Genomic DNA, 19,879 nt, shown 5'->3' with positions numbered 1-19,879 from the left:
ATTATCCGAATTTAGGTTGTTTTTGTTCCATGTTGACTCAATTTTTATTATATAAGAAGATTTATTGCGAGTGCGATAAACACTACGCCGGTAATTTGGTCGATATAAATTTGGCTTTTTGGATGCGAGCGGAAATACTTTGCAATTTTATCGCCAAAGTAAATATATGTGCAGTCAATCGGAAAAGCAAAAATAGGGTACAGCAAACCAAAAAAAGCCAGCTGGAAAGTAGTCGATGTGGTTAAGCTCGGATCAACAAATTGCGGTATAAAGGCAATAAAAAACAGCGCAACTTTAGGGTTTAATACTTCAGTCACCATGGCTTGAAACATCACATTCGACTTTTTCTTGGTTGTGATATGGGGCTTGTCTTGGCTATTGCATAAAGGTTTCATAAACGTGCTTTTAACCATCACTACACCTAAGTAACAAAGATAAGTCGCACCTGCATACTGTACTATTGTGTAGGCTGTTTCAGAGGCTTTTAAAATAGCGGTTAAGCCAACTACAGCAAAAAAAGTATGAACGACACCACCTAAAGCGAAACCAAATGCACTTTGCAACCCCGCAGCGCGGCCATTTGCAAATGTTTGCGCCATTAAAAAAGCGTTTGAAGGCCCCGGTGCTATCGCAATTAAAAAGCTAGCTGCTAAAAAAGAGAGCAAAAATTCAGGGTTTATCATCGTTATTATTCACATTATGTTGAGTGAAATTTATGAGCCTGCTTAGTCAGTAGTATAGCCCAAAGAGGCAGTAAAAATAGTAAGTGTAACGCAATAAGTAGTGGGGTTGATAGACCGCTAATTTGAGTGACTACCACTAAGATACTCGCGCCACTCATTTGCATTACTCCAAGTAACGCGGACGCCGTCCCCGCTTGTTGAGCGAAGCCTGAAAGCGCTTTACCTGCTGCAGAGCCCATGGTTAATGCAAAACCCAGTGCAGAAAGTAAAATAGGCAACATAAATGCTAGGGCTGTTTTGATGTGGCTGGTAAGGACAAGTATTACGCCTGCAAGCACGAGCAGACTCAACCCTAATCGTAGGGCTGTTTGGCTGTGTTTTCTAATATACATCGGCGCGATGAAACTGGCGACAATACTTAAAAGAGCATTAATGGTAAACCAAAAGGTGAAATCACTGACTGTACCGCCAAGCTCGGTAATAAGCCAGCCTGGTGCTAACGTTACGTAAGCTAAAATAGCCGACATAGAAATCATGCAAATACAGCTATTAAAAAAAAATATTGGATCTTTTATTATTGGTATGAAGCGTCTTAAATCAAGAATGTGGCCTCGGTATAAAGTGTTTTCAGGGCGAGTTTCTTTAAATAAAAATAGCGTAATAAGTAAGCCAATTAATGCGAATAAGGCTAAAAATAAAAAGTTAATCCGCCAACCAAATTGTACAGTGAGCCAAGCGCCTAAAATAGGGGCGAGCGCAGGAATAAAACAAACAATTCCATTTAGGTAAGTGATCATTTGACCGCTGCGCTCACTGCCATACTTATCTCTGACAATTGCAAATGCAATCACGAAGGTAGCGCATGCGCCAAGCCCTTGTATGGCTCTTGCGAACATTAACACCTTAAAAGTTGGAGCATAAAAGGCCAGTACGGCTGCTATACCGTAAGTGCTTACACCAAATAATGCCACTGGCTTTCGGCCGAACTTATCTGCTAATGGCCCAGCAATGAGCTGCCCTAAACCAACAGTGAGCATAAATATTGCCACTGTCTGTTGGAGTTGCTGTTCGCTAACCTTAAGTTGCTCTGCTATGGCAGGGAAGGCGGGCAAATAAATATCGATGCCCAGCGGGCAAAAAATAACCAGTAGTACTAAGATAACGAGTAAGCTGCGGTTAGGTGGTATTGAGCGAGTATGCATGAGTTCTCCTTTGGACTGCTATTTTAGAGCGCCGCAGATTAAATTGAAAGTATTAATAGGGTATATACGTAGTCATTTTTAATCACAAAGGAAAAATATTATATTTAGCTATATTAAACTTCTTCTAACTGGTCTGATGTGTTAATTTGTAATTATAACAATTTTGCTAAACAGAGTGATGCATGAGTGATAAATCAGCGGTGTTAAAAACGTGGCTTAAAATGCGCAAGTGGCCATGTGGGAATTGGCTTTTTAGTAAAGCTGTATGCTTTAAAGCCCCTTACTTTGCTTCTATAAAACCCTATATTTTAGATGTTCGCGATGGTTATTGTAGTGCAATGGTTAAGAAGCGACGTAGTATATTTAATCATATTGGAACGATTCATGCGATTGCACAGTGTAATTTAGCTGAGTTGTGCGCAGGTGTGTTGGTTGATTCCACAGTGCCGTTTAAAACCCATCGTTGGATCCCAAAAGGCATGACTGTACAATATTTAGCAAAAGTAGACACAAATGTTACTGCGGTTGCAGAAATAGATATGCCAAGACAGTGGCAAGATAAAGAAGATTTAATTGTACCCGTTAAACTTTATAATACTCGCGGTGAACTGGTGTTCACCGCAGATATCACTATGTACATTACTGAGAAGAAAAAACCAAGATGAAAAAGCACTAAGAAAAACTGAGCGAATAAAGGTTACTTTTTTTCAGCGGCTTGTTTATTGAAAAATGACAAGTCGTTATCTTCATCATCTAGCACCGAGGTAGGCTCTGATTTATTATCATCGTTTGAAGCAATTAGCTCAATTGTTTCAGCTTCATGACGTTGTTTTAAGTTACCTTCTATAGTGGCACCTGCTTCAATACTCAACGAGTCTTGATAAACATCACCATGAACTTGTGCCGAGCTTTCAATAATTACTTTGCTAGCATTTAATGAACCAATGATTTTGCCTTTAACTATTACGCTATCGGCACATACACTTCCCTCAACAACCCCTGTGTGACCAATTACTAGATGGCTTGCCCGTACATCACCATCAACACGGCCATCTAATTGTACTTCACCTAGGCTTACTAAAGAGCCTGTGAACCTAATATCTTCTGAAATGATAGAAGGAGCGTGGTTTGTTTTTTTTAATGCATTGCCAGCAGAGCTAGCGATAGGTTGTTTTTTTTTACCGAACACGAGAAAGCGCCTTTGTTATTTTTACTGGATTGACATGTTTGTCGTTAAGTAATACTTCATAATGTAGGTGAGTACCTGTACTTCTACCAGTACTTCCCATTAAGCCAATAACATCATTCTTATTAATTTCTTGGCCTTTTTTAACGTTTATTTTATTAAGATGGCCAAAACGAGTTACAAAGCCATTTTTATGTTTAAGCTCTATAAAGTTACCATAACCGCCGTTGCGACCTGCACGTAATACTGTGCTTGATGCAGGAGCAAAAATTTTAGATTTATGCCGACCGGCTAAATCAACCCCTTTATGATAAGCATGACGCTTATTCATAGGATCTTTACGTAAACCAAAACTACTTGAAATATAATAATCAGCCGCAGGCAGTGTTTGCGGTAATTCGTTTAGTAAGTTTTCAAGGTTGTTCAAGGTCAGTAGTTTGTCAGCAATAGCTATAAACTTGCTAGGAATTTTTGATTCATCAAATAAATCAAGTGGACCACCTTGCGCAACCTGTGTTGCTTCACTATTTAGTTGCTGGGCAAGGGCGGTATCCAATCCAGCGCCCTTAAGCATGGTTACAATGTCTTGCTGTCTTCGCTCAATTTGTTGTTCAATGTTGAGAAAGCTTTGCTTATATTGGCTATTAAGTGATGCAAAACGCTGCTCAACACTTAGCGACTTTGATTGTACTTGAGTATTAGTAGGGCTTTCATCAATTAAAGGTTCATGAAACTCGCTTTGCTTTTCTTTAATGACCTTATCAGGATCAGTTATAGCTTCGGTGGTGGTGCTCATTGAAGCTGGCAGGGAGTCAATCATGCTTTGTAACAAGGCTTGCTTTTGTTCAAGCGCAGATAGTTGTTCTAGTTGTTTCTCATGGAGGGCTTGTTGAGCTTTACGTTGTTGTTGCCATTGTTGCTGTTTAGAATATTGACTTTGTTCTATATCAGAAATGTGATGTGTTTGCGTATAAACCTGTAAAGTAGACACGCTTAGCCATACAATTGCTGAAAAAGCAATCAACACAGCCGTTATCTGTAACCAAGGTGCTAATACTAGGTGCTTTACTTCGCCATTTTGGCGGATCAACAGCTGTCTAGCTGGAAAAAACCGATGATAAAAAGACTTAATAAATACTGACATAACACATAAAGACTGACTATAAACCAGTTAAGATAGCAACCTGAGCTAGAAAAGCCAGAAAAAAAATGTAACTAGTCGTAAAAAAGGAGACGTTAGTTGCCTCCTTACAATAAATAACTTTAATAAATGTTTATATTTTAGTTACTTAGCTGGAAGTACAGTACCAGCTACTGAGCCAAAGCCAATGCGTACAAAGCCATCAGCTTCACACCAACCACGCATAATGACATTATCGCCATCTTCTAAAAAGCTGCGCTTTTCGCCATTGCTCAGGGTAATTTGCTCTTTACCACCATGAGAAAGTTCAAGTAGTGAACCTGCTTCTTCGTGAGTAGGACCTGATTGTGTGCCTGACCCTAACATATCACCAGGCATGAAATTACAACCGTTTACCGTATGATGAGTAACCATTTGTGCAACGGTCCAGTAAGAGTGCTTAAAGCTTGATTTTGATACTTGCTCTGGAGCGTGGCTTTCGTCGCGCATTTTTTGCGTTTCGATTTGTACATCCATCTTAATATCAAAAGCACCTTGTTTGCGGTTATCTGTTGATTCTAAATAATCCATTGGTTGTGGATCGTTTTCGTCACGCGTCCAAGAAGTCCTGTATGGTGCAAGTGCTTCAGTAGTTACAATCCAAGGAGAAACAGTAGATGCAAAGTTTTTAGCAAGGAACGGACCTAGTGGCTGATATTCCCACGCTTGTAAGTCGCGTGCTGACCAGTCGTTAAATACGCAAAAACCAAACACGTGGTTCTCAGCATTTTCAATCGCAATCGCATCACCAAGCTCATTAGCTTTACCAAGGTAAATACCTAATTCTAGCTCGTAATCTAAGCGTTTACATGGGCCAAATGAAGGAACGTCGGCGTCTGGTGCTTTAGTTTGACCTTTAGGGCGATGGAAAGTTTGGCCTGATACATCAATTGATGATGAACGACCATGATAACCAATAGGCACCCATTTATAATTAGGCAGTAAAGGGTTATCTGGGCGGAACAAGCTGCCCACAGCGGCTGCGTGGTAAATTGATGTATAAAAATCAGTGTAGTCGCCAATACGACACGGTAAGGCAAATTCAATGTCAGTTTGGGCGATAAGTGCATCAGATAGTGTTGCTTGCTCAGCAGCATCTTCACGTAACGCTTTCGAAAGAGCTAAACGAAGTGCTGACCAGTATTGCTGACCAAGGCCCATAAATTCATTTAAAGTGGTTTGACTTGCTGCAGCGATAGCTGTTTGCGCATCGCCTGAAAAAATAGCTAGCTCATTTACTTTTGCAAGGTCGATAACTTGGTCACCAATAGCAACGGCGCCACGAAATGCTTCACTACTGTTTTTACGACGAACTTCTGCAAAAGGTAAATTTTGAATAGGGAAGTCGCAGTTAGCAACATTGGCAGATGTTACCCAACTTTTTAAATTAATATCATGGGTTTCATTAATTAAGCTCATTTTATTTCCTTTTCCTTTGTAAGACTACGCATACACCTCATATGGTGCTCTATAGCGTAATTTAAAACATCTCTCTTTAACTTAATTGAGATAAACAACGAAAGCAGCGAACGCTTCGCTGCTTTCGTTTTGTAATGTCGGTTTTATAAAACGCCGCGACGCTCTTGATCACGTTCAATTGATTCAAACAGTGCTTGAAAGTTACCTTCACCAAAGCCACCATCATCAACACGTTGAATCATTTCGATAAAGATTGGGCCAAATAAGTTCTTAGAGAAAATTTGTAGTAAATAGCAATTTTCGCTTTGGCTATCGACTAATATTTGGTGCTCACGGATTTTTTCTTTATCTTCAGCAACCCAAGGTACACGGTCAAAAATTGTTTCGTAATACTCAGGGATAATATCAAGGGTCGCGATAGTTGATTTATCAAGTTTATCTAGTGAGTTTACTAAGTCATCAGTTAAAAATGCTAAATGTTGAACTCCCGGGCCATTATACTCACCTAGATATTCATCTATCTGGTTATTATCGCTACCTTTACCTTCGTTAATAGGGATGGAGAAGGTGCCACATGGTGATTTTAATGCATATGATAATAAAGCCGTTTTTTGACCTTTAATGTCAAAGTAACGTACTTCTGTAAAACCAAACACGTCTTTATAAAAGTTCGCCCATGTGTCCATAGTGCCTTTATAAACATTGTTAGTTAAGTGATCGATGCGCAGGAAACCTTTACTATCGACTACATTTTGTTCGCTTAAGTCTTCAAAGTCATTGTCGTAGATTGACCCCTTACTGCCAAACTGTTCAATAAAGTAAATTAAACTATCGCCGATGCCATAGATTGCTGGATAGGGTAAATCTTTATCTTCCGAACCAGTAGCAGGCTTTGCACCACGCTTTACTGCTGTTTCAAATGCTTTTTGTGCATTCTCAACACGCCAGCCCATTGAACAAATAGCAGGCCCATGGCTTTTTGCAAATTCAGCAGAAAAACCATCACGTTCATTATTAAGTAAAAAGTGAATATCGTTCTGATTGTAATAAACGATATCTTTACCTTTAAATGTTTTTAATTTGGAAAAACCAAAATCGGTAAATACTTTATCCATGTAGTCAGCGTCTGGTGTTGCGTATTCAGTAAACTCAATACCAACTAAACCTAAAGGGTTATTCACTTCACTCATAATAATTCTCCCGCAATCAAACACTGCGTTTTGTTGTTTCAATTTACAGATAATTAACTATAAATGATGGCAGGGGAAGTATGGCTCGCTATTTAACCAGGCGACTATTTGTAAATTTAATGGGACGGTATTTTTAAAGTGGTTGGATTAAAGAGCTATACTTTAAATAGTAAAAAAAACAGAATGAAAAGTATAGGAAGTATGTTTTTAGACTATTGATTTAAATGTTTTTATTTTTTTTAAAGCAGGTAGTAAAGTAACTGTACACTTTTTACGACCTGCTTTAGCTGTAATTAATTGTTTACGTTAGAGCTTGTTTTTTTGAAGAATTTACTGCGTTGCTCTAACCAAAGGTTTGGAGTAATGGTGGGTGCATTCTGATAATGACGTTCGACCGCTTGATTTAGGGTCCGTACCTCGGGTTTAAACCGCATAATTTTTTGGGCCTTACCAATGCTTTTTATTTCGCTTTCAGTCAATGCTCGACCGGCATAAAGTAATGCATTTAAATAACCTGGTTCGGTTTCATAATTGTCATCGGTTAGTAGTAACAATGCTTTGTCGAGTGCCCAGCGGCGATTAATTTCACCTTCTTTTTTTACTCCAGCCAGCTCTCCATCAACATATACTTCAAATACACCGTTAGTCGGAGCGGTATAAAATACAAATGCAATACGGTGCCAAGTATCAGATTTTGTTACTCCATAGTAACCACTTTCACTGGTTGATTTACCCAACGCTCCGTCAGGGGCTATAAACATATCTGCATCGTCAGTAAGATAATTATCCGTATCAGTTTGTACTAACGCACGATAAATATCCTTAGCGGCAAGTGGCCAATAAATGTCCATCACTAAAGTATAATCAGACACTAATCCTTCATTTTTAAAGTCACCATTTGCTGGCGTATTGAGATTAAGAAGTAGTCCCTCGTTAGGAGAGTGATCAGTAAATTTCATTACCCCAGATGGGCCATCAGCGAGTGGAGCAATATTCAACTCAGTCGTTGTATCAAATACCGTTTCTTCAACTCCCCAGTTACTATTATCTGGATCAAAATAGCCTAGTGTCGAAAGGCCATAATCAGCTTTGAAAGGAGTAGAAGGGTCATCAAAGTTCCAAATAGTTATATTATTTTCTTGATAATCTTGGCATGAATTAAGTTGTGTGTCTGTGTCAATATGAAAACATTGTGTTGTTCGATAGCGAGCGTAGTTATCAAGTGTCTCCCAAGCTTCAGAAAGCAATTGTGGTTCGGTCAAGGTTACATTGTTAAAAAATAGTACACTGTTAAATGCCGGGCCTTTTTGTAAGGCGAGCGTATAGCTTTGACTATTATTAATAACTTCTGGCAAGATTAGAACCCAATCAGGTTGGCTTGTCGCTAATGCTTTTAATTCAGACCCTGTCACTGTTACCTGATATATAGCGCTAAATCCTGAGGTGTTTGAGGGTTGTCTCTCTACTTGAAAAGCGGCATGAAAATCCTCTTGGGTCAGTGCGCCCGGTGTCCAGCGGTCTTGGACTTGACTTGGGTCGAATAATACCGCATCGATATTTTGAAATTGATGCTTAATTGCCAAGGCCGTAATATTACTTAGTTGCAGCACGGAGGGATAGTTTTCAGAAACAGCAATTTCTGTACTTGCATCAGGAGCGTAACGACCCATTATTAGGTCAATCTCACCTTGTAGCTCTGTATCTAAGGTCTTAATTAAAGTGGTATCTATTGTGCTGTAATCAATATCTTTGAGGGTTTTATTAGCTAAGTCAAAAGTGAGCTGGAGGTCGGTCAGGCCTTGTGCAAAAAAATTAGGTTGAATAATTAAGCTGCCGTTTTCAAGTTGTTGATAATTTTCACCGCCATGAGTGTGTCCGCCAAGCACAAGATCAATGCCTGGCACATTCTCTGCGATGCGAATATCATGACCTTCACCAAGGTGACTAAGCATAATCATATAATCGACATCTTGGCGGTATTGATTCACAATATTTTCTGCAATATCTTGCCATTGCCAGTTCATTTTAAAGTTACGGATAAAGTCTGGGATTGGATCGTCTTCCAGGGGTTCATCAAGTTCGTTCCATGGTACAGAGGTCATGCCAAAAAAGCCTACTTTAAGGCAGCCTATTTGAACAATTGAGAAATCTACTCCATCAAAGTCTTGCTCTGTGGAGACCCTTCATAACTGGTATTACTTGCTAATACGATAGCGTGGTCGTCATTAGCGTACTCAACCAGCTGTTCCGGTCCCCAAGCATAATCATGATTGCCAATAACTCTAACATCAAACTCCATCGCTTTTATTGCTTCAACGGTGGCTTTTCCCATAGAGGTTTGTTCCGCAACGGTGCCTTTTTCATAATCGTCGCCACCATTTGTAAATACGGTGTAAGGTTGCTCTGCTATTGCGTTGTTATAATAGCCTTTAATGTGGCTAAAGTACTTTTCTTTGAAGCCAAAGCGGGCGTGTAAATCAGCAACGTGGATAAAGCGTAGAGTTTGACTTGACTGATTAGCTGTACAGGTAGGACCTATATTTGTTGTTATTGTAGGTTCCGTTCTTGTTTGAACAGCGAAAGTACCAAAGTTAGTCATTGATGCACTGACGCTGTTTGAGCCACTGGTTATAGTGGTTAAAGGCTGCCAGAGACCATCAATTAATTGCACTATAGTTAAAAGCTGCTGTGGTTCAGTACTTGTAACATCAATTTTAATGGTAACAGGCTTTTTGAATACTAGATCTTGGGGACTAAATGTATAAAGAGGGGAAACAATATTAAGCTCTTTATTAGGAGTATCTAACTCGGCTTTACTAAAAATAAAGCTAGTGTCAGTTGTAACGGAATTAGCGGGGGCGTTTAACTGAACTAAATTGTTATCAAAACTTTCAACTAAGCCATTATTTGCAGAAATCACTAAGCCTGTTTCTTCAACCTCAAAGTTAATATCTTTTTTCGTATTGTCACCGCCACAACTACTTAGTAGAGCTAAAGCTGTTATAAAAATAGGGAATTTAATTAATGAAGAAAAAGACATATACCTGTACTACCACTTAGTTGAGTAGCTTAATTATATCAGTTTTAGAAACAAGCTTGTAGAAAAAATCACTCATGAATGCTTTGAATATGCATTAAATAGGCTGGTTTTTATATTACTGCAGAGTATTTTACTTATTTGTCGTAAGGATTATTTTTAGTTACTAAAGGTGAGAAAGTTTAAATGATGTGCTTGAAAGTGATAAGGCAAGATATTGCTATCTTGCCTTATAAGAAAATACTTTGATACTAATTCATAAAACCTAGGTTCTATTGAGTACTTGTTTCAGTTAGACCTTGTTTTTCCCATATTTTAGCTTTAAAACTCATTAGCACTAGTACAATACCTACGCCAATACTAAATAGCGCAATTTGTAGGTAAAGGTAAGGAATGTCTTGCATGTTTTTAGGATCAAAGCCACCTGCTAGTAAACCTGCAATAATATTACCGATAGAGTAGGTTAATACAAAGACACCCATCATCTGACCTGAGAAGCGTTGCGGAGATAAACGGCTCACAGCGCTTAATGCTATAGGGCTTAAACAAAGCTCACCCACAGTATGTAGGAAGTAGGTAGTAACTAACCAGTAAGGTGCTACTTTTAAGCCTTCAGCAGCATATTGAGCCGCCATAAACATTACTAAGAAGCCTGATGCCATGATGATCAACCCAAATGCACACTTCACACTATAAGAAGGCGAAATCATGCTTTTTGATAAGTTGATCCAAAGGGCTGCAAAAAATGGCGAAAGTACAATAATAAAAATTGCGTTTAGTGATTGGAACCACGCAGTAGGGATTTCAAAGGAGCCAACTAAACGATCAGTATAATCACGAGCAAATAAATTAAGTGACGAGCCTGCTTGCTCAAAACCAGACCAGAAACATGCTGAAGCAACACACACTAAGAAGAGTGCCCACATACGGCGTTTTTCAGCTTCAGTTAGATTTCCCTTAAAATAGATAATACCAAAGTAAGCAAAGAAGATAAGTGTGAATACAATGGCAACGTAGCCAGCAACTTCTACTGGATCAATAACTAAAGCGCCTGTCATAGCGGCAGCTACAATCGATGCGACAATAATTATAAAAGCTGCGATGGCAAACCAAGTACGAGTCATGCCTCGCTCACTTAATGGATTCGCGGGAGCTGAGCTATGAGTAGGTAAATGCTTTGTGGTGAAGTGATATTGAATTAAACCAATCCCCATACCTACCGCTGCTGCACCAAACGCCCAGTGCCAGCCTACATTTTCCATAAAGTAGCCACATACGTAGTAACCAATAATCGAACCTAAGTTAATGCCCATGTAGTAAATGGCAAAACCACTATCACGGCGGTCGTCTTCACTAGAATATAGCTGACCAACCATCGCGCTGATATTTGGTTTTAATAAACCCGTACCGGAGGCTACAAAAATCAATCCGATAAAAAATGAATACTCATGTGGTATGGCTAAAATAATGTGACCAATCATGATAATGACACCGCCGTACCATACCGCTTTTTGACCGCCAAATACGCGGTCAGCAAGCCAACCCCCTGGCAAGCCTAAGAAGTATACAGCACCAGTGTATAAACCATATATTGCAGAAGCAGAGGCAACAGTAAATGCTAAACCTTCTTTTTGTAAGCTTGCGGTCATAAATAACACCAACAATGCTCGCATACCATAGTAACTCATTCGTTCCCACATCTCAGTGAAGAACAGTGTTGAAAGTCCTTTTGGGTGGCCGAAAAACCCCCCATTTGAAGATGAACTCATATTTACTTCCTAACTTATATTGTTATTGCGGCCTTTTATTTTTGCTTTTATTGTTCGTGTAAGTAATGCACTAACTGAACGGGCGGCCATGAATGTTTTTTATGCAGCTAAGATAATGGTTTGCTTACTAAGGTGTTACTTAGTGGTAAGAGTCACACCTTTATCCTAGCTACAACTGCGGCTAAGTATACATAGACCTTATGGTTAGGGGAAGTGCTTGCGACAGTTGGTAGAAATAGTGGGTATAGCCAAACACCTCATTATAAAAGTATTATTGAGGTGTTTAGCATATATTAATAATCTGCGTAAGGTACTACAGGAGTTCCTGGAAAGGCCATTTCGCTATACACCGGATTGAAATAATACCTAAAGTATAATTGCGCATAGTTTGGCTCGTAAAAATCAGCCCGGTCTAAGTTAAAGAAACCACCGAAAAACCAGTGTGGAGTAAAGCGATATTCAAAGCTCCCCCCAAGGTTGTAAGATACTCCTGAGCTTGAACTACCTTCAAATTTAGGGTTAACACCCGTTAGCGATTCCCGTGCTTCAGCTTGGTTTTGTAATAGAGGGTCATTGGGGAAAAAATCGCTCTCATCATTGGTGGTCGTTGACCATGATAACCCGGCTCGTAATCGATATATAAAGTCGTTATTTACGCGTCGGTCAAAGATAACCGGTAGGGAAGCGCCTATATAATTCTGTGGGCTATAGTAACCCCCATGGCCAAAGGTTTCTTCACTTAAATTGTATTGATAAGACCAATGTAATAAATTAACGCCCAGAGTTAACTCGGTATTTTTTTCGCGAATGTAGCGATTATATACTCCACCCATGATGCTATAGCGCTGGTTGTCTTTAACGTTTTTACCTTGTAATAGTTGAAAATCAGTAGATCCCCAAAAGCCCCAGTCGAGACCTAAGTCATGAGACAGGTTAAAGCGTAAACTGGTTGCTCTTACACCGCCCCATATTTGATTGGTACGTACATCTTCTAGGCCTGCATACGATAATACGGAGCTAGTTACGGGGCGTTTATTCAATGTTACGCTATAGCCGAAGTCACCAAAACTGTCATTATAATCAACACCCCAAACAACATCTTCAACTAAAAAACCAAGTGGAGTCGTTCCTATGTCAAATCGCCAAGTCTCATTTTGCCATGCTAAACCAATATCCAGACCTTGTTGTTTTGGTTCGATGCTGTTCAGTGGGCAATCTAAAATACACAATGCACCTTTGCCATAACGACTGCCTGAAAATGTTTCGTCAAAGCGGGTTTCTTGACTTGATACCGACATTGGATCGAGCTTAATAATAGCCATGCCGTCCCATAACGAAAAACCTGCTTCTATAGGGAAAGAGCTTGCACCTAAGGTAGCATCACTTTGTGTACTTGTTTGACTACTTAAATTAATACCTGCGGTGATATAGGCTTGGTTTTGTTGCTGCATTCGCGCGAGCTCACGTTTGGCATTATTGACATACCATGGGGCGCTTTCATCTAAACTGTAAAGTTGGTAATTTAGAGATGGGTTGTTTTTCGACTTAATACTACTGTGCGGCTCAATTGCTTCTTTATACCAACTCTCGGCAAAGTCAGCTTGTCCATGACTTTGTGCAACTTGCGCTGCTTGGTAATACATCTGTTGGCTATAGTTTGATTTTACAAGCAAGTCATTTGCAAGGCGCATTACATTCGTTTCATCTTGAAAATCATTAAGTTCAGTCATTAACAATTGTTGTTGATAAGTTTGTTCTTTATCAATGTCATTTATTAACGCAGCGATGATTCGATCGGATAAAGCATCTTCACCTAATTCACGACTCACTTTTGCCACAGCAAGCTCTGTTTCTTGAGCCAAGGGTGTGCCTTGCTGAAACTGTTGGTTTTTGTATAATTCAACGGCTTTATTTGGGGAGCCCAACTGGATATTGGCGTTGATCAAGGCATCGTATGCTGCAGAATTATTAGGGTAGGACTGCGTAAGTTGATTTAATAGCTCAAGGCGATCTTCGCCTTGGTTAAACTTATTTATATAATCAGCCTGTAAAATAATCCAGTTAGTTTGTTGTTCTTCAGTTGCAGGTTGAGGCAGTTGATAGTTAGTAAGCCATTGCTTAGCTTGTTGCTCATTATTACCTTCTAAAAGCCACTGCCCATAGGTCATATGCCAGTATGTATTTAAAGTAGGGTCTCGCTCCAGAGCTATTTTTAACTGTTTAGTTGCCTCATTATATTCATTGATTTGCTTCCAAAGTGTAGCGAGCTCAGCTTGCATTAGAGGCGTTAACGGTTGCGCACCAAGTTCAGTTAAATTATAAATTATAGTCGCTTTATTATCCGTCATATTACTAGCAAGTTCATTCATTTTTGCATTGATATTGAGCTGCTGCATTAGCTGAACAATATTTTCATCACGCGCATTGTTGGGAATATAAGTAAGTGTTTCTAAAGCACCTTGATAGTCATTAATAGAGCGCAGAAAAACTGCATGGCTATATCTTAGCTCTGCATCAAGAGGGAATTGCCATAATGTTTTTTTATAAAGTGCTTTAGCGTGATCTAATAAACCTTGTTGTTGATATAAATTAGCTAAATCGTAATACAACCAACTTTGCCTTGGGGTTTGCTTAATCGCTAATAGTAATAAATTTACTGCTTCATCAAGTTGACCTTGTTCGGCCAAATTTGTTGCACGTAGCCGCAGTTGTCGACTTTGTAACTGAGAGTATTGCTGCGCAATCGCTATTTGTTGTGCTTGAGTTAATTGATAATAAAATTGGTTTGTACGCTCAAAGTTATTATCTATACTCAAAACCTCTAATATCGCACTCAGTGCTGATGCGTTAGTTGGATCGCTTTGGAGTACTTTATTGTAATAATCTATTGCTTGCTTGAATTTTCCTTGCGTACGCGAAAGTTCTCCTCGATAGTAGTATACGGTTTCTGGGCTTTCAGAGAGGGTATCAGCAAGATCGATTTTTTGTATCGCTTTTTTAAAATTTTTAGCGGCTATTGCCTTTTTTGTTTCATCAATATATTGCCAAAATTTAGCTGTATTAGCCAAACCTCGATAGACAGAAACTAAATCTATATTATCAGTACTGCGTTGAGCCTTTTTAAAATAAGTATATGCTTTTGCATTTATACCTTGTCTTAAATACAAAAAACCTAGGCTGTTTAACACATCATGATCGTTAGGGCGTCCTTTATAGGCTTGTAGTAACAGTCTTTCAGCCTTGCTATATTGCTTTTTTTCAAGCGCAACAGCGCCTCTTTTCCATAGTTTATAAGCGGGATCTGCTTGTTTTATTAGCTCCTGCTTTAATGCTTTTTGAAAGTCTGTATATTGTAATTTCCCTTTACTACTATTCGGGTAACTATTTAAATACTCTTGATATGCTTTGTCTGTTTGTTGATTAATGGGCATATTGTTGAGCGCTGCTAACCAAGCAAATTCAGTTTCCACACTGTATTGATTACTTTGCGCATAATGGCGATAAATTGCTAATGCGTCTTTATCTTGAGGTTTTTTCTTTAAAACATGTCGGGCATAGGCTATATCAAAGCGGCCTACGTTAGGGAAGCGAGCACGTAAAGATTGATAGCCTCTATATGCTTGTTGCCAATTACTTGAATCACTGGCAATCCAGTTGATATGTTCAAATTTATACTCAATGCTAGGGTAAGCACTGGAAAATAATTTACCATAAATTTGTATTGCTGCAGGGTAGCGGCCCGCACGTGCAAGCAAGCGAGCTTGTTGAATTTGTTGTTTATCAGAGGTGTTTACTCGAGCTAGTAACTTTAATTGTTTCACACATGTTTGTTTACTATCAAAAGCACTAAATTGATTGATTATAGTTTGTGCTTGATTCAGTTTATTTTGTACAATCAATACTCGAGCTTGGGCACATTTAGCAAGAATATTATTAGGTGCTATGCTTAACAGCTTATCAAGGCTATTAGTCATCAGTAATTGATTCTGCTGAATTTCACCGAGTTCAATTTGGCTAACTAGCCACTCTATGGAGTCTGTATCGAGGTCCGTAGATGTTTGAGAGCCCACATCTGAGATATAACAGAAAGCACTTAAGATAGTCGCGCTAATTAGCCATTTTAGTGGCATTTATTGCTCCAATTAGGTTCTAGCTTGCCTAACGTGTCGATTTCATACAATCCATTAATTGTGCTTAGACTAAATAAATATAATACGCTGTCATAATAACGGTTTTTGGTAAATGTAGTATCAACCATTAATTGTTGCTCTAATGCCGTCTTTGCTTGTATTTCATTATGGATTTCAAGTAGAGGAAGCATAGCTGCATCAAAGCCTAATGGTCCATTTTTCTGTGCTTTTCCTGTTTTTGAAAAAACATTTAATGGTGTGTTTACTCTATTAGCAACATGATTGCTCATGGGCTTAAAATGTGTAATTAACTCATTTCTAAAAGGCGCATCATCGGCCATCATTGCTGCCCATAAATAAACCCTAATTGCATTATAACTGCCTATATCGGTAGTTTTTTTATCATGATAAAAGCCCTCATCGGCTTGGTACATGACCCAGTCAGGGCTAAGACCTTTGGGGCTTGATTCTATAATCATTTTAGCCGATGCATCATGCAGTTGCTGCCACGGGGAGTTTGGATAGAGTTGACTAAATTGCTTTAAAATAAACAGTGGCACATAACTTGGGTTTAGCTTCCAACGTGTATTATCAAACTCAAAGCCATTTGGCCCTGGTAATAATGATAAACCTAAGTTAGGAAGGTAAGCCGTTTCTTCGCGAATGATACGCTTTGCCATAACAGTAGCAAGTACACTGTAACGCCTATCTTCCCATAACTGCGCTGCTTGCGATAATGCGTAAGCTATCCATAAATCTGAGTCTGAAGCAGGGTTGGAATCCAGAATAGCTTCTTGACCTTGTTTGTTTATGCCCCACTGCCAGGCTGGTAAGCGTGTACTTAAATCACCTTCTGCAAAGTGGACTTGAGTCCAGTCTAAAACTTTGTCGAATGTAGCTTGGTCATTCGCAATGAGTGCAAAAAATAAGGCGTAAGATTGACCCTCTGAAGTGGTAATTGATTGGCGACTACCTATATCGATTACTCGCCCCTCAGGGCTGATAAAGTTTGTTTTAAATGTTTCCCATTGTGGCCACGGGGTGCACATGTTTTGTGAGAAACTAGGTGCTGAAAATAAAAATATAGTGAGAACTAAACACACTTTAAAATAAATATTCATAATTACTCATCCCCTTCAGATAAACGTTTTTGAGTTAACACACCTAGTAATCGCCATAATAAAAAGGAGATAAGTAATAAGACAAAAATAGACAGTAGCGCTAATATAAATGGGTGATCAGAAAAGTGAAACCATATTAGTGTATGAATAGGTACGTAAGCGCGCATTTAAGCAGTGCGCTTAGCTATAATCGAAGTCTAGCTGCACATTCCACGGCATTAGGTCGGTAAAATCATCATCACCCTCATCTCGATTCGGCAACGTTTTAAATAAATGCACAAAGTAGTTATAAGGATTGATGTCATTGGCACGACACGTCATCACAATACTATAGAGTGTGGCGCTTGCTTGGGCACCATTAATTGACTTTGAGAATAGCCAGTTTTTCCTACCAGTGGTAAACGGCCGAATATCTCGCTCAGTAATATTATTATCAATCCCTAGTTCGCCATCTTCACTATATCGCATTAATTTCGGCCATTGATTAAGCGTGTATTTTATCGCTTTGCCAATATAACTCCCCGCCGTTACTTTACCTTCGGCTTCATCAAGCCACGCTTTAAAGTGCATTAATATGGGTAAGGCTTTTTCTTGTCGTAACTGATACCGCGCTTGAGGGGATAACTGTTTGTTTTTAGCCTGGGTTTCCAGTTTATATAATTGGCTGATAAAGCTGATGGCTTTATGCGCTCGACCTTTGTTTTTCGACTCTGCTTTTAAGGCATCGTTATATTTGCGTCTAGCGTGTGCCCAACAACCAACAGGGGTAATGCCTTCAATACCGTCATAAACACGGTAACCGTCGCACTGTAAATAGCCTTGATAACCGGCAAGAAATTCTTTTGCGCAAGCGCGACTTCGACCTGCTTGGTAATCGTAAATCACGACAGGCTCATGGCTAACCTCATTGCTGCGATAAACCCACATGTAGGAATTGCTGCTAGGATTGTCACCTTCATCTAAGACTTGTGTACGGGTTTCATCGGCACATAAACTGTGCTCATTAAGCAAGTGACGTTGCATGGCTGCCACTAAGGGGCTGATTAGCAGGCCCGCTTTAATACACCAATTAGCTAATGTTCCGCGCGATAGTTCAAGGCCGCCACGGCCCAGTATTTCAACGAAACGATAAAGCGGTAAGGCATCGCAGTATTTGCCTGTCACAACCGCCGCTAATGCCTCGGGACTGGCAATACTCCCCGGTATCGGTTGTTTAGGTTTAGGCGCGGTGATGATTTTACTGGTCAATTGTTCATGCTCGCAATGTCTGCAAGCATATTTAAATTGTTTGTGCTTAATGACGCTGACTTTCGCCGGAATAATTTTAACTTGTTCGCTGTCTTCACTACCACATTGATGTAGTTGCTCACCGCAACACTGACACGTTAACTCGGTTAAGGTGTGCTCAACCTCTTCTCGTTCAAAGTGCTCAGCCAGCGTTTGTTTGCCTTTCTTATGGTGTTTAGGCGGCTCAGTCGTTTTATGCTGCTCCGCTTCATTGAAGGTGCCCCGTGGGGCTTTTTCACTTTTTTTACCGTATTTTTGGGATTTACTTAACTTAAGCTCAGCAAGCAAGTGGTCAATCCGCGATTGCATTTCAACCTTATCTTCTTGTAAAGCATCAAGCTTAGCCTGCATAAGTGCAAGCTGATTTTGTAGTTCGGTGATGAGAATAGTGTCTGGCATTTTAATAGCATGACACATGGGAAAGATCGTTCAAGTAAAAAAAACGATCTGATTAATTTACATCACCGATAACCCCGATAAAGTCGGGTGCCGTGTTTGATTACTGACCGGTAACCCTGATAGCAACCACTGTAATTGGCGTTGCTCGATGCCCATAGCCGTGTGTTCATTAGTCTGTTTTGGCCACTGAAATCGTCCTTGTTCTAAACGACGATAATAGAGCCAAAAACCGTTGGTATCCCAAAATAAAATCTTTAATTTATCGCGTTGTTTATTACAAAAAACGAACCACGCTTGGCTTAAAGGATCGAGAGATAGGGTATCGCTGACAATAATACTTAGGCCATTGATTGATTTGCGCATGTCGGTGAACCCCGTGACCAAGTAAACTTGGTGTGTGCAAGGTGTCACAGTACGCTCAATAATTTGGCTAGCGTTTGGTTAGCTAATGTCGACTCGAAGTCTATTTGATAGCCGTTTGGTGTGGTGAGTTTAATGATTGAAGGTTGCGTAAAGGCTTGCTCATGAATAACAAACGGGATCACCTGTTGCTTTTTAACCCTTACCGTTTCGTCAGAAAGGCGTTTACGCCAAACATAGAAAGTCGATGCGTTAATGTTGTTATCACGACAAAATTGAATGATGGCTAAACCACTCGATTTTTGCTGCTCAAAAATGCCTTGCCAGTGTTTTATTTTTTGCTGTTTATTCATAATTACCTCAGGTTAATATGCTGAGTAAATTATGCATAGGTGCCATTAACATTGGTATGTGGGGCTAATTACGCGCTTACATAGGTACTGAGCCGACAAAATATTGATCATCAGTATTAATTGTCTTTATACCTGAACTATTAATTATTGCAGCGCTACCTTTTATCAAGGCTGTTGACTCATCCTTTATCAGCGCGTCACTTAGTAATGTAAATGCATTATCAGTTGTTGCTGTCATTGATACTACAGAACGGTCAGAATTAAATGGTGATTGAAAACCAGCAATAATTCCTAGCTTACCTTGGCTTTCAATACTCACTTTTACCTTTTGAGCATCGTTATTATTATAAGCACCATTATAAATTGCTTGTTCAACGATTCGTTGGTTCGCTTCTAACAAGACACTGATTGCAGCATCTTGAGGTAACCCCGTCGTAAATGCATCTGGTTTTGCAATAACAATCAAATCTTTATCATCAAGGACAAGACTGGGATCACGGCAAGATCATTATAAATTGAACTTATAGAGCAAGTAGTGATCAGATCAAGGCATAATAATTACT

At 39.5% G+C, this 19,879-nt stretch carries 16 protein-coding genes; 1 reads left to right on the top strand and 15 read right to left on the bottom strand.

Annotation, left to right across the window (positions count from 1 at the left end; translation table 11 throughout):
* Window positions 1–47 precede the first annotated feature (47 nt).
* Complete coding sequence (locus ACT3S9_RS11275) at window positions 48–683, bottom strand: LysE family translocator (RefSeq protein WP_441992976.1); 636 nt, start codon at window positions 681–683, stop codon at window positions 48–50.
* A 14-nt stretch (window positions 684–697) separates the two neighbouring features.
* Window positions 698–1,885 carry a multidrug effflux MFS transporter gene (locus ACT3S9_RS11270; RefSeq protein ID WP_441835611.1) on the bottom strand — a complete coding sequence of 396 codons (1,188 nt, stop codon included), beginning with the start codon at window positions 1,883–1,885 and terminating at the stop codon, window positions 698–700.
* Window positions 1,886–2,067: 182 nt separating this feature from the next.
* On the opposite strand from ACT3S9_RS11270, the gene ACT3S9_RS11265 reads away from it, so the two are divergent.
* On the top strand, window positions 2,068–2,550 hold the full coding sequence (locus ACT3S9_RS11265; protein ID WP_441835610.1) for a hotdog fold domain-containing protein: 483 nt from the start codon (window positions 2,068–2,070) through the stop codon (window positions 2,548–2,550).
* A 32-nt stretch (window positions 2,551–2,582) separates the two neighbouring features.
* On the opposite strand, the gene ACT3S9_RS11260 is transcribed toward ACT3S9_RS11265, so the two are convergent.
* From ACT3S9_RS11260 to ACT3S9_RS11200, 13 genes are all read right to left on the bottom strand, one after another.
* Window positions 2,583–3,074, bottom strand: coding sequence for a bactofilin family protein (locus tag ACT3S9_RS11260; protein WP_441835609.1), 492 nt, complete (start codon window positions 3,072–3,074; stop codon window positions 2,583–2,585).
* Window positions 3,064–4,215, bottom strand: a complete 1,152-nt coding sequence (locus ACT3S9_RS11255; protein ID WP_441835608.1) for a M23 family metallopeptidase — start codon at window positions 4,213–4,215, stop codon at window positions 3,064–3,066. The genes ACT3S9_RS11260 and ACT3S9_RS11255 overlap by 11 nt, the downstream gene beginning before the upstream one ends.
* 141 nt (window positions 4,216–4,356) lie before the next feature.
* Window positions 4,357–5,670 carry a fumarylacetoacetase gene (gene fahA / locus ACT3S9_RS11250; protein ID WP_441835607.1) on the bottom strand — a complete coding sequence of 438 codons (1,314 nt, stop codon included), beginning with the start codon at window positions 5,668–5,670 and terminating at the stop codon, window positions 4,357–4,359.
* A gap of 143 nt (window positions 5,671–5,813) precedes the next feature.
* On the bottom strand, window positions 5,814–6,860 hold the full coding sequence (hppD, locus tag ACT3S9_RS11245) for a 4-hydroxyphenylpyruvate dioxygenase (protein WP_441835606.1): 1,047 nt from the start codon (window positions 6,858–6,860) through the stop codon (window positions 5,814–5,816).
* A 293-nt stretch (window positions 6,861–7,153) separates the two neighbouring features.
* Window positions 7,154–8,962 carry a hypothetical protein gene (locus tag ACT3S9_RS11240; protein WP_441835605.1) on the bottom strand — a complete coding sequence of 603 codons (1,809 nt, stop codon included), beginning with the start codon at window positions 8,960–8,962 and terminating at the stop codon, window positions 7,154–7,156.
* Between the two features lie 47 nt (window positions 8,963–9,009).
* Window positions 9,010–9,900, bottom strand: coding sequence for a hypothetical protein (locus tag ACT3S9_RS11235; protein ID WP_441835604.1), 891 nt, complete (start codon window positions 9,898–9,900; stop codon window positions 9,010–9,012).
* Between the two features lie 269 nt (window positions 9,901–10,169).
* Window positions 10,170–11,666 carry a peptide MFS transporter gene (locus tag ACT3S9_RS11230; RefSeq protein WP_441835603.1) on the bottom strand — a complete coding sequence of 499 codons (1,497 nt, stop codon included), beginning with the start codon at window positions 11,664–11,666 and terminating at the stop codon, window positions 10,170–10,172.
* Between the two features lie 293 nt (window positions 11,667–11,959).
* Window positions 11,960–15,796: a cellulose synthase subunit BcsC-related outer membrane protein gene (locus ACT3S9_RS11225; RefSeq protein WP_441835602.1), complete on the bottom strand. Its 3,837-nt coding sequence runs from the start codon at window positions 15,794–15,796 to the stop codon at window positions 11,960–11,962.
* A complete protein-coding gene (gene bcsZ, locus ACT3S9_RS11220) occupies window positions 15,787–16,917 on the bottom strand; it encodes a cellulose synthase complex periplasmic endoglucanase BcsZ (RefSeq protein WP_441835601.1) in 1,131 nt (376 codons plus the stop codon). The genes ACT3S9_RS11225 and bcsZ overlap by 10 nt, the downstream gene beginning before the upstream one ends.
* A gap of 180 nt (window positions 16,918–17,097) precedes the next feature.
* Entirely contained in the window at window positions 17,098–18,621 is a 1,524-nt protein-coding gene (gene tnpC / locus ACT3S9_RS11215; RefSeq protein WP_443489209.1) for an IS66 family transposase, read from the bottom strand.
* A gap of 39 nt (window positions 18,622–18,660) precedes the next feature.
* The gene (gene tnpB / locus ACT3S9_RS11210; protein WP_301563133.1) at window positions 18,661–19,014 is read right to left on the bottom strand and encodes an IS66 family insertion sequence element accessory protein TnpB; all 354 of its coding nucleotides are present in this window, start codon (window positions 19,012–19,014) and stop codon (window positions 18,661–18,663) included.
* The gene (gene tnpA / locus ACT3S9_RS11205; RefSeq protein ID WP_301563154.1) at window positions 19,011–19,316 is read right to left on the bottom strand and encodes an IS66 family insertion sequence element accessory protein TnpA; all 306 of its coding nucleotides are present in this window, start codon (window positions 19,314–19,316) and stop codon (window positions 19,011–19,013) included. The genes tnpB and tnpA overlap by 4 nt, the downstream gene beginning before the upstream one ends.
* Window positions 19,317–19,392: 76 nt before the next feature.
* Window positions 19,393–19,782: a cellulose biosynthesis cyclic di-GMP-binding regulatory protein BcsB gene (locus tag ACT3S9_RS11200; protein WP_444750947.1), complete on the bottom strand. Its 390-nt coding sequence runs from the start codon at window positions 19,780–19,782 to the stop codon at window positions 19,393–19,395.
* Window positions 19,783–19,879 lie beyond the last annotated feature (97 nt).

Origin of the sequence: Pseudoalteromonas sp. AOP31-A2-14 (genome assembly GCF_052378035.1) — a bacterium.
Classification (GTDB): Bacteria; Pseudomonadota; Gammaproteobacteria; order Enterobacterales; family Alteromonadaceae; genus Pseudoalteromonas.
The sequence above is the reverse complement of the archived record's forward strand: the minus strand, read 5'-3'. Positions and strand labels throughout refer to the sequence as shown.

What these genes read in the sequence shown, in the direction of transcription:
- ACT3S9_RS11240 (WP_441835605.1), bottom strand. Translation starts at nt 8,962, where the DNA reads ATGACCTCTGTACCATGGAACGAACTTGATGAACCCCTGGAAGACGAT.
- bcsZ (WP_441835601.1), bottom strand. Translation starts at nt 16,917, where the DNA reads ATGAATATTTATTTTAAAGTGTGTTTAGTTCTCACTATATTTTTATTT.
- ACT3S9_RS11230 (WP_441835603.1), bottom strand. Translation starts at nt 11,666, where the DNA reads ATGAGTTCATCTTCAAATGGGGGGTTTTTCGGCCACCCAAAAGGACTT.
- fahA (WP_441835607.1), bottom strand. Translation starts at nt 5,670, where the DNA reads ATGAGCTTAATTAATGAAACCCATGATATTAATTTAAAAAGTTGGGTA.
- tnpC (WP_443489209.1), bottom strand. Translation starts at nt 18,621, where the DNA reads ATGTGTCATGCTATTAAAATGCCAGACACTATTCTCATCACCGAACTA.
- ACT3S9_RS11255 (WP_441835608.1), bottom strand. Translation starts at nt 4,215, where the DNA reads ATGTCAGTATTTATTAAGTCTTTTTATCATCGGTTTTTTCCAGCTAGA.
- ACT3S9_RS11235 (WP_441835604.1), bottom strand. Translation starts at nt 9,900, where the DNA reads ATGTCTTTTTCTTCATTAATTAAATTCCCTATTTTTATAACAGCTTTA.
- ACT3S9_RS11275 (WP_441992976.1), bottom strand. Translation starts at nt 683, where the DNA reads ATGATAAACCCTGAATTTTTGCTCTCTTTTTTAGCAGCTAGCTTTTTA.
- ACT3S9_RS11270 (WP_441835611.1), bottom strand. Translation starts at nt 1,885, where the DNA reads ATGCATACTCGCTCAATACCACCTAACCGCAGCTTACTCGTTATCTTA.
- hppD (WP_441835606.1), bottom strand. Translation starts at nt 6,860, where the DNA reads ATGAGTGAAGTGAATAACCCTTTAGGTTTAGTTGGTATTGAGTTTACT.
- ACT3S9_RS11265 (WP_441835610.1), top strand. Translation starts at nt 2,068, where the DNA reads ATGAGTGATAAATCAGCGGTGTTAAAAACGTGGCTTAAAATGCGCAAG.
- ACT3S9_RS11225 (WP_441835602.1), bottom strand. Translation starts at nt 15,796, where the DNA reads ATGCCACTAAAATGGCTAATTAGCGCGACTATCTTAAGTGCTTTCTGT.
- tnpA (WP_301563154.1), bottom strand. Translation starts at nt 19,316, where the DNA reads ATGAATAAACAGCAAAAAATAAAACACTGGCAAGGCATTTTTGAGCAG.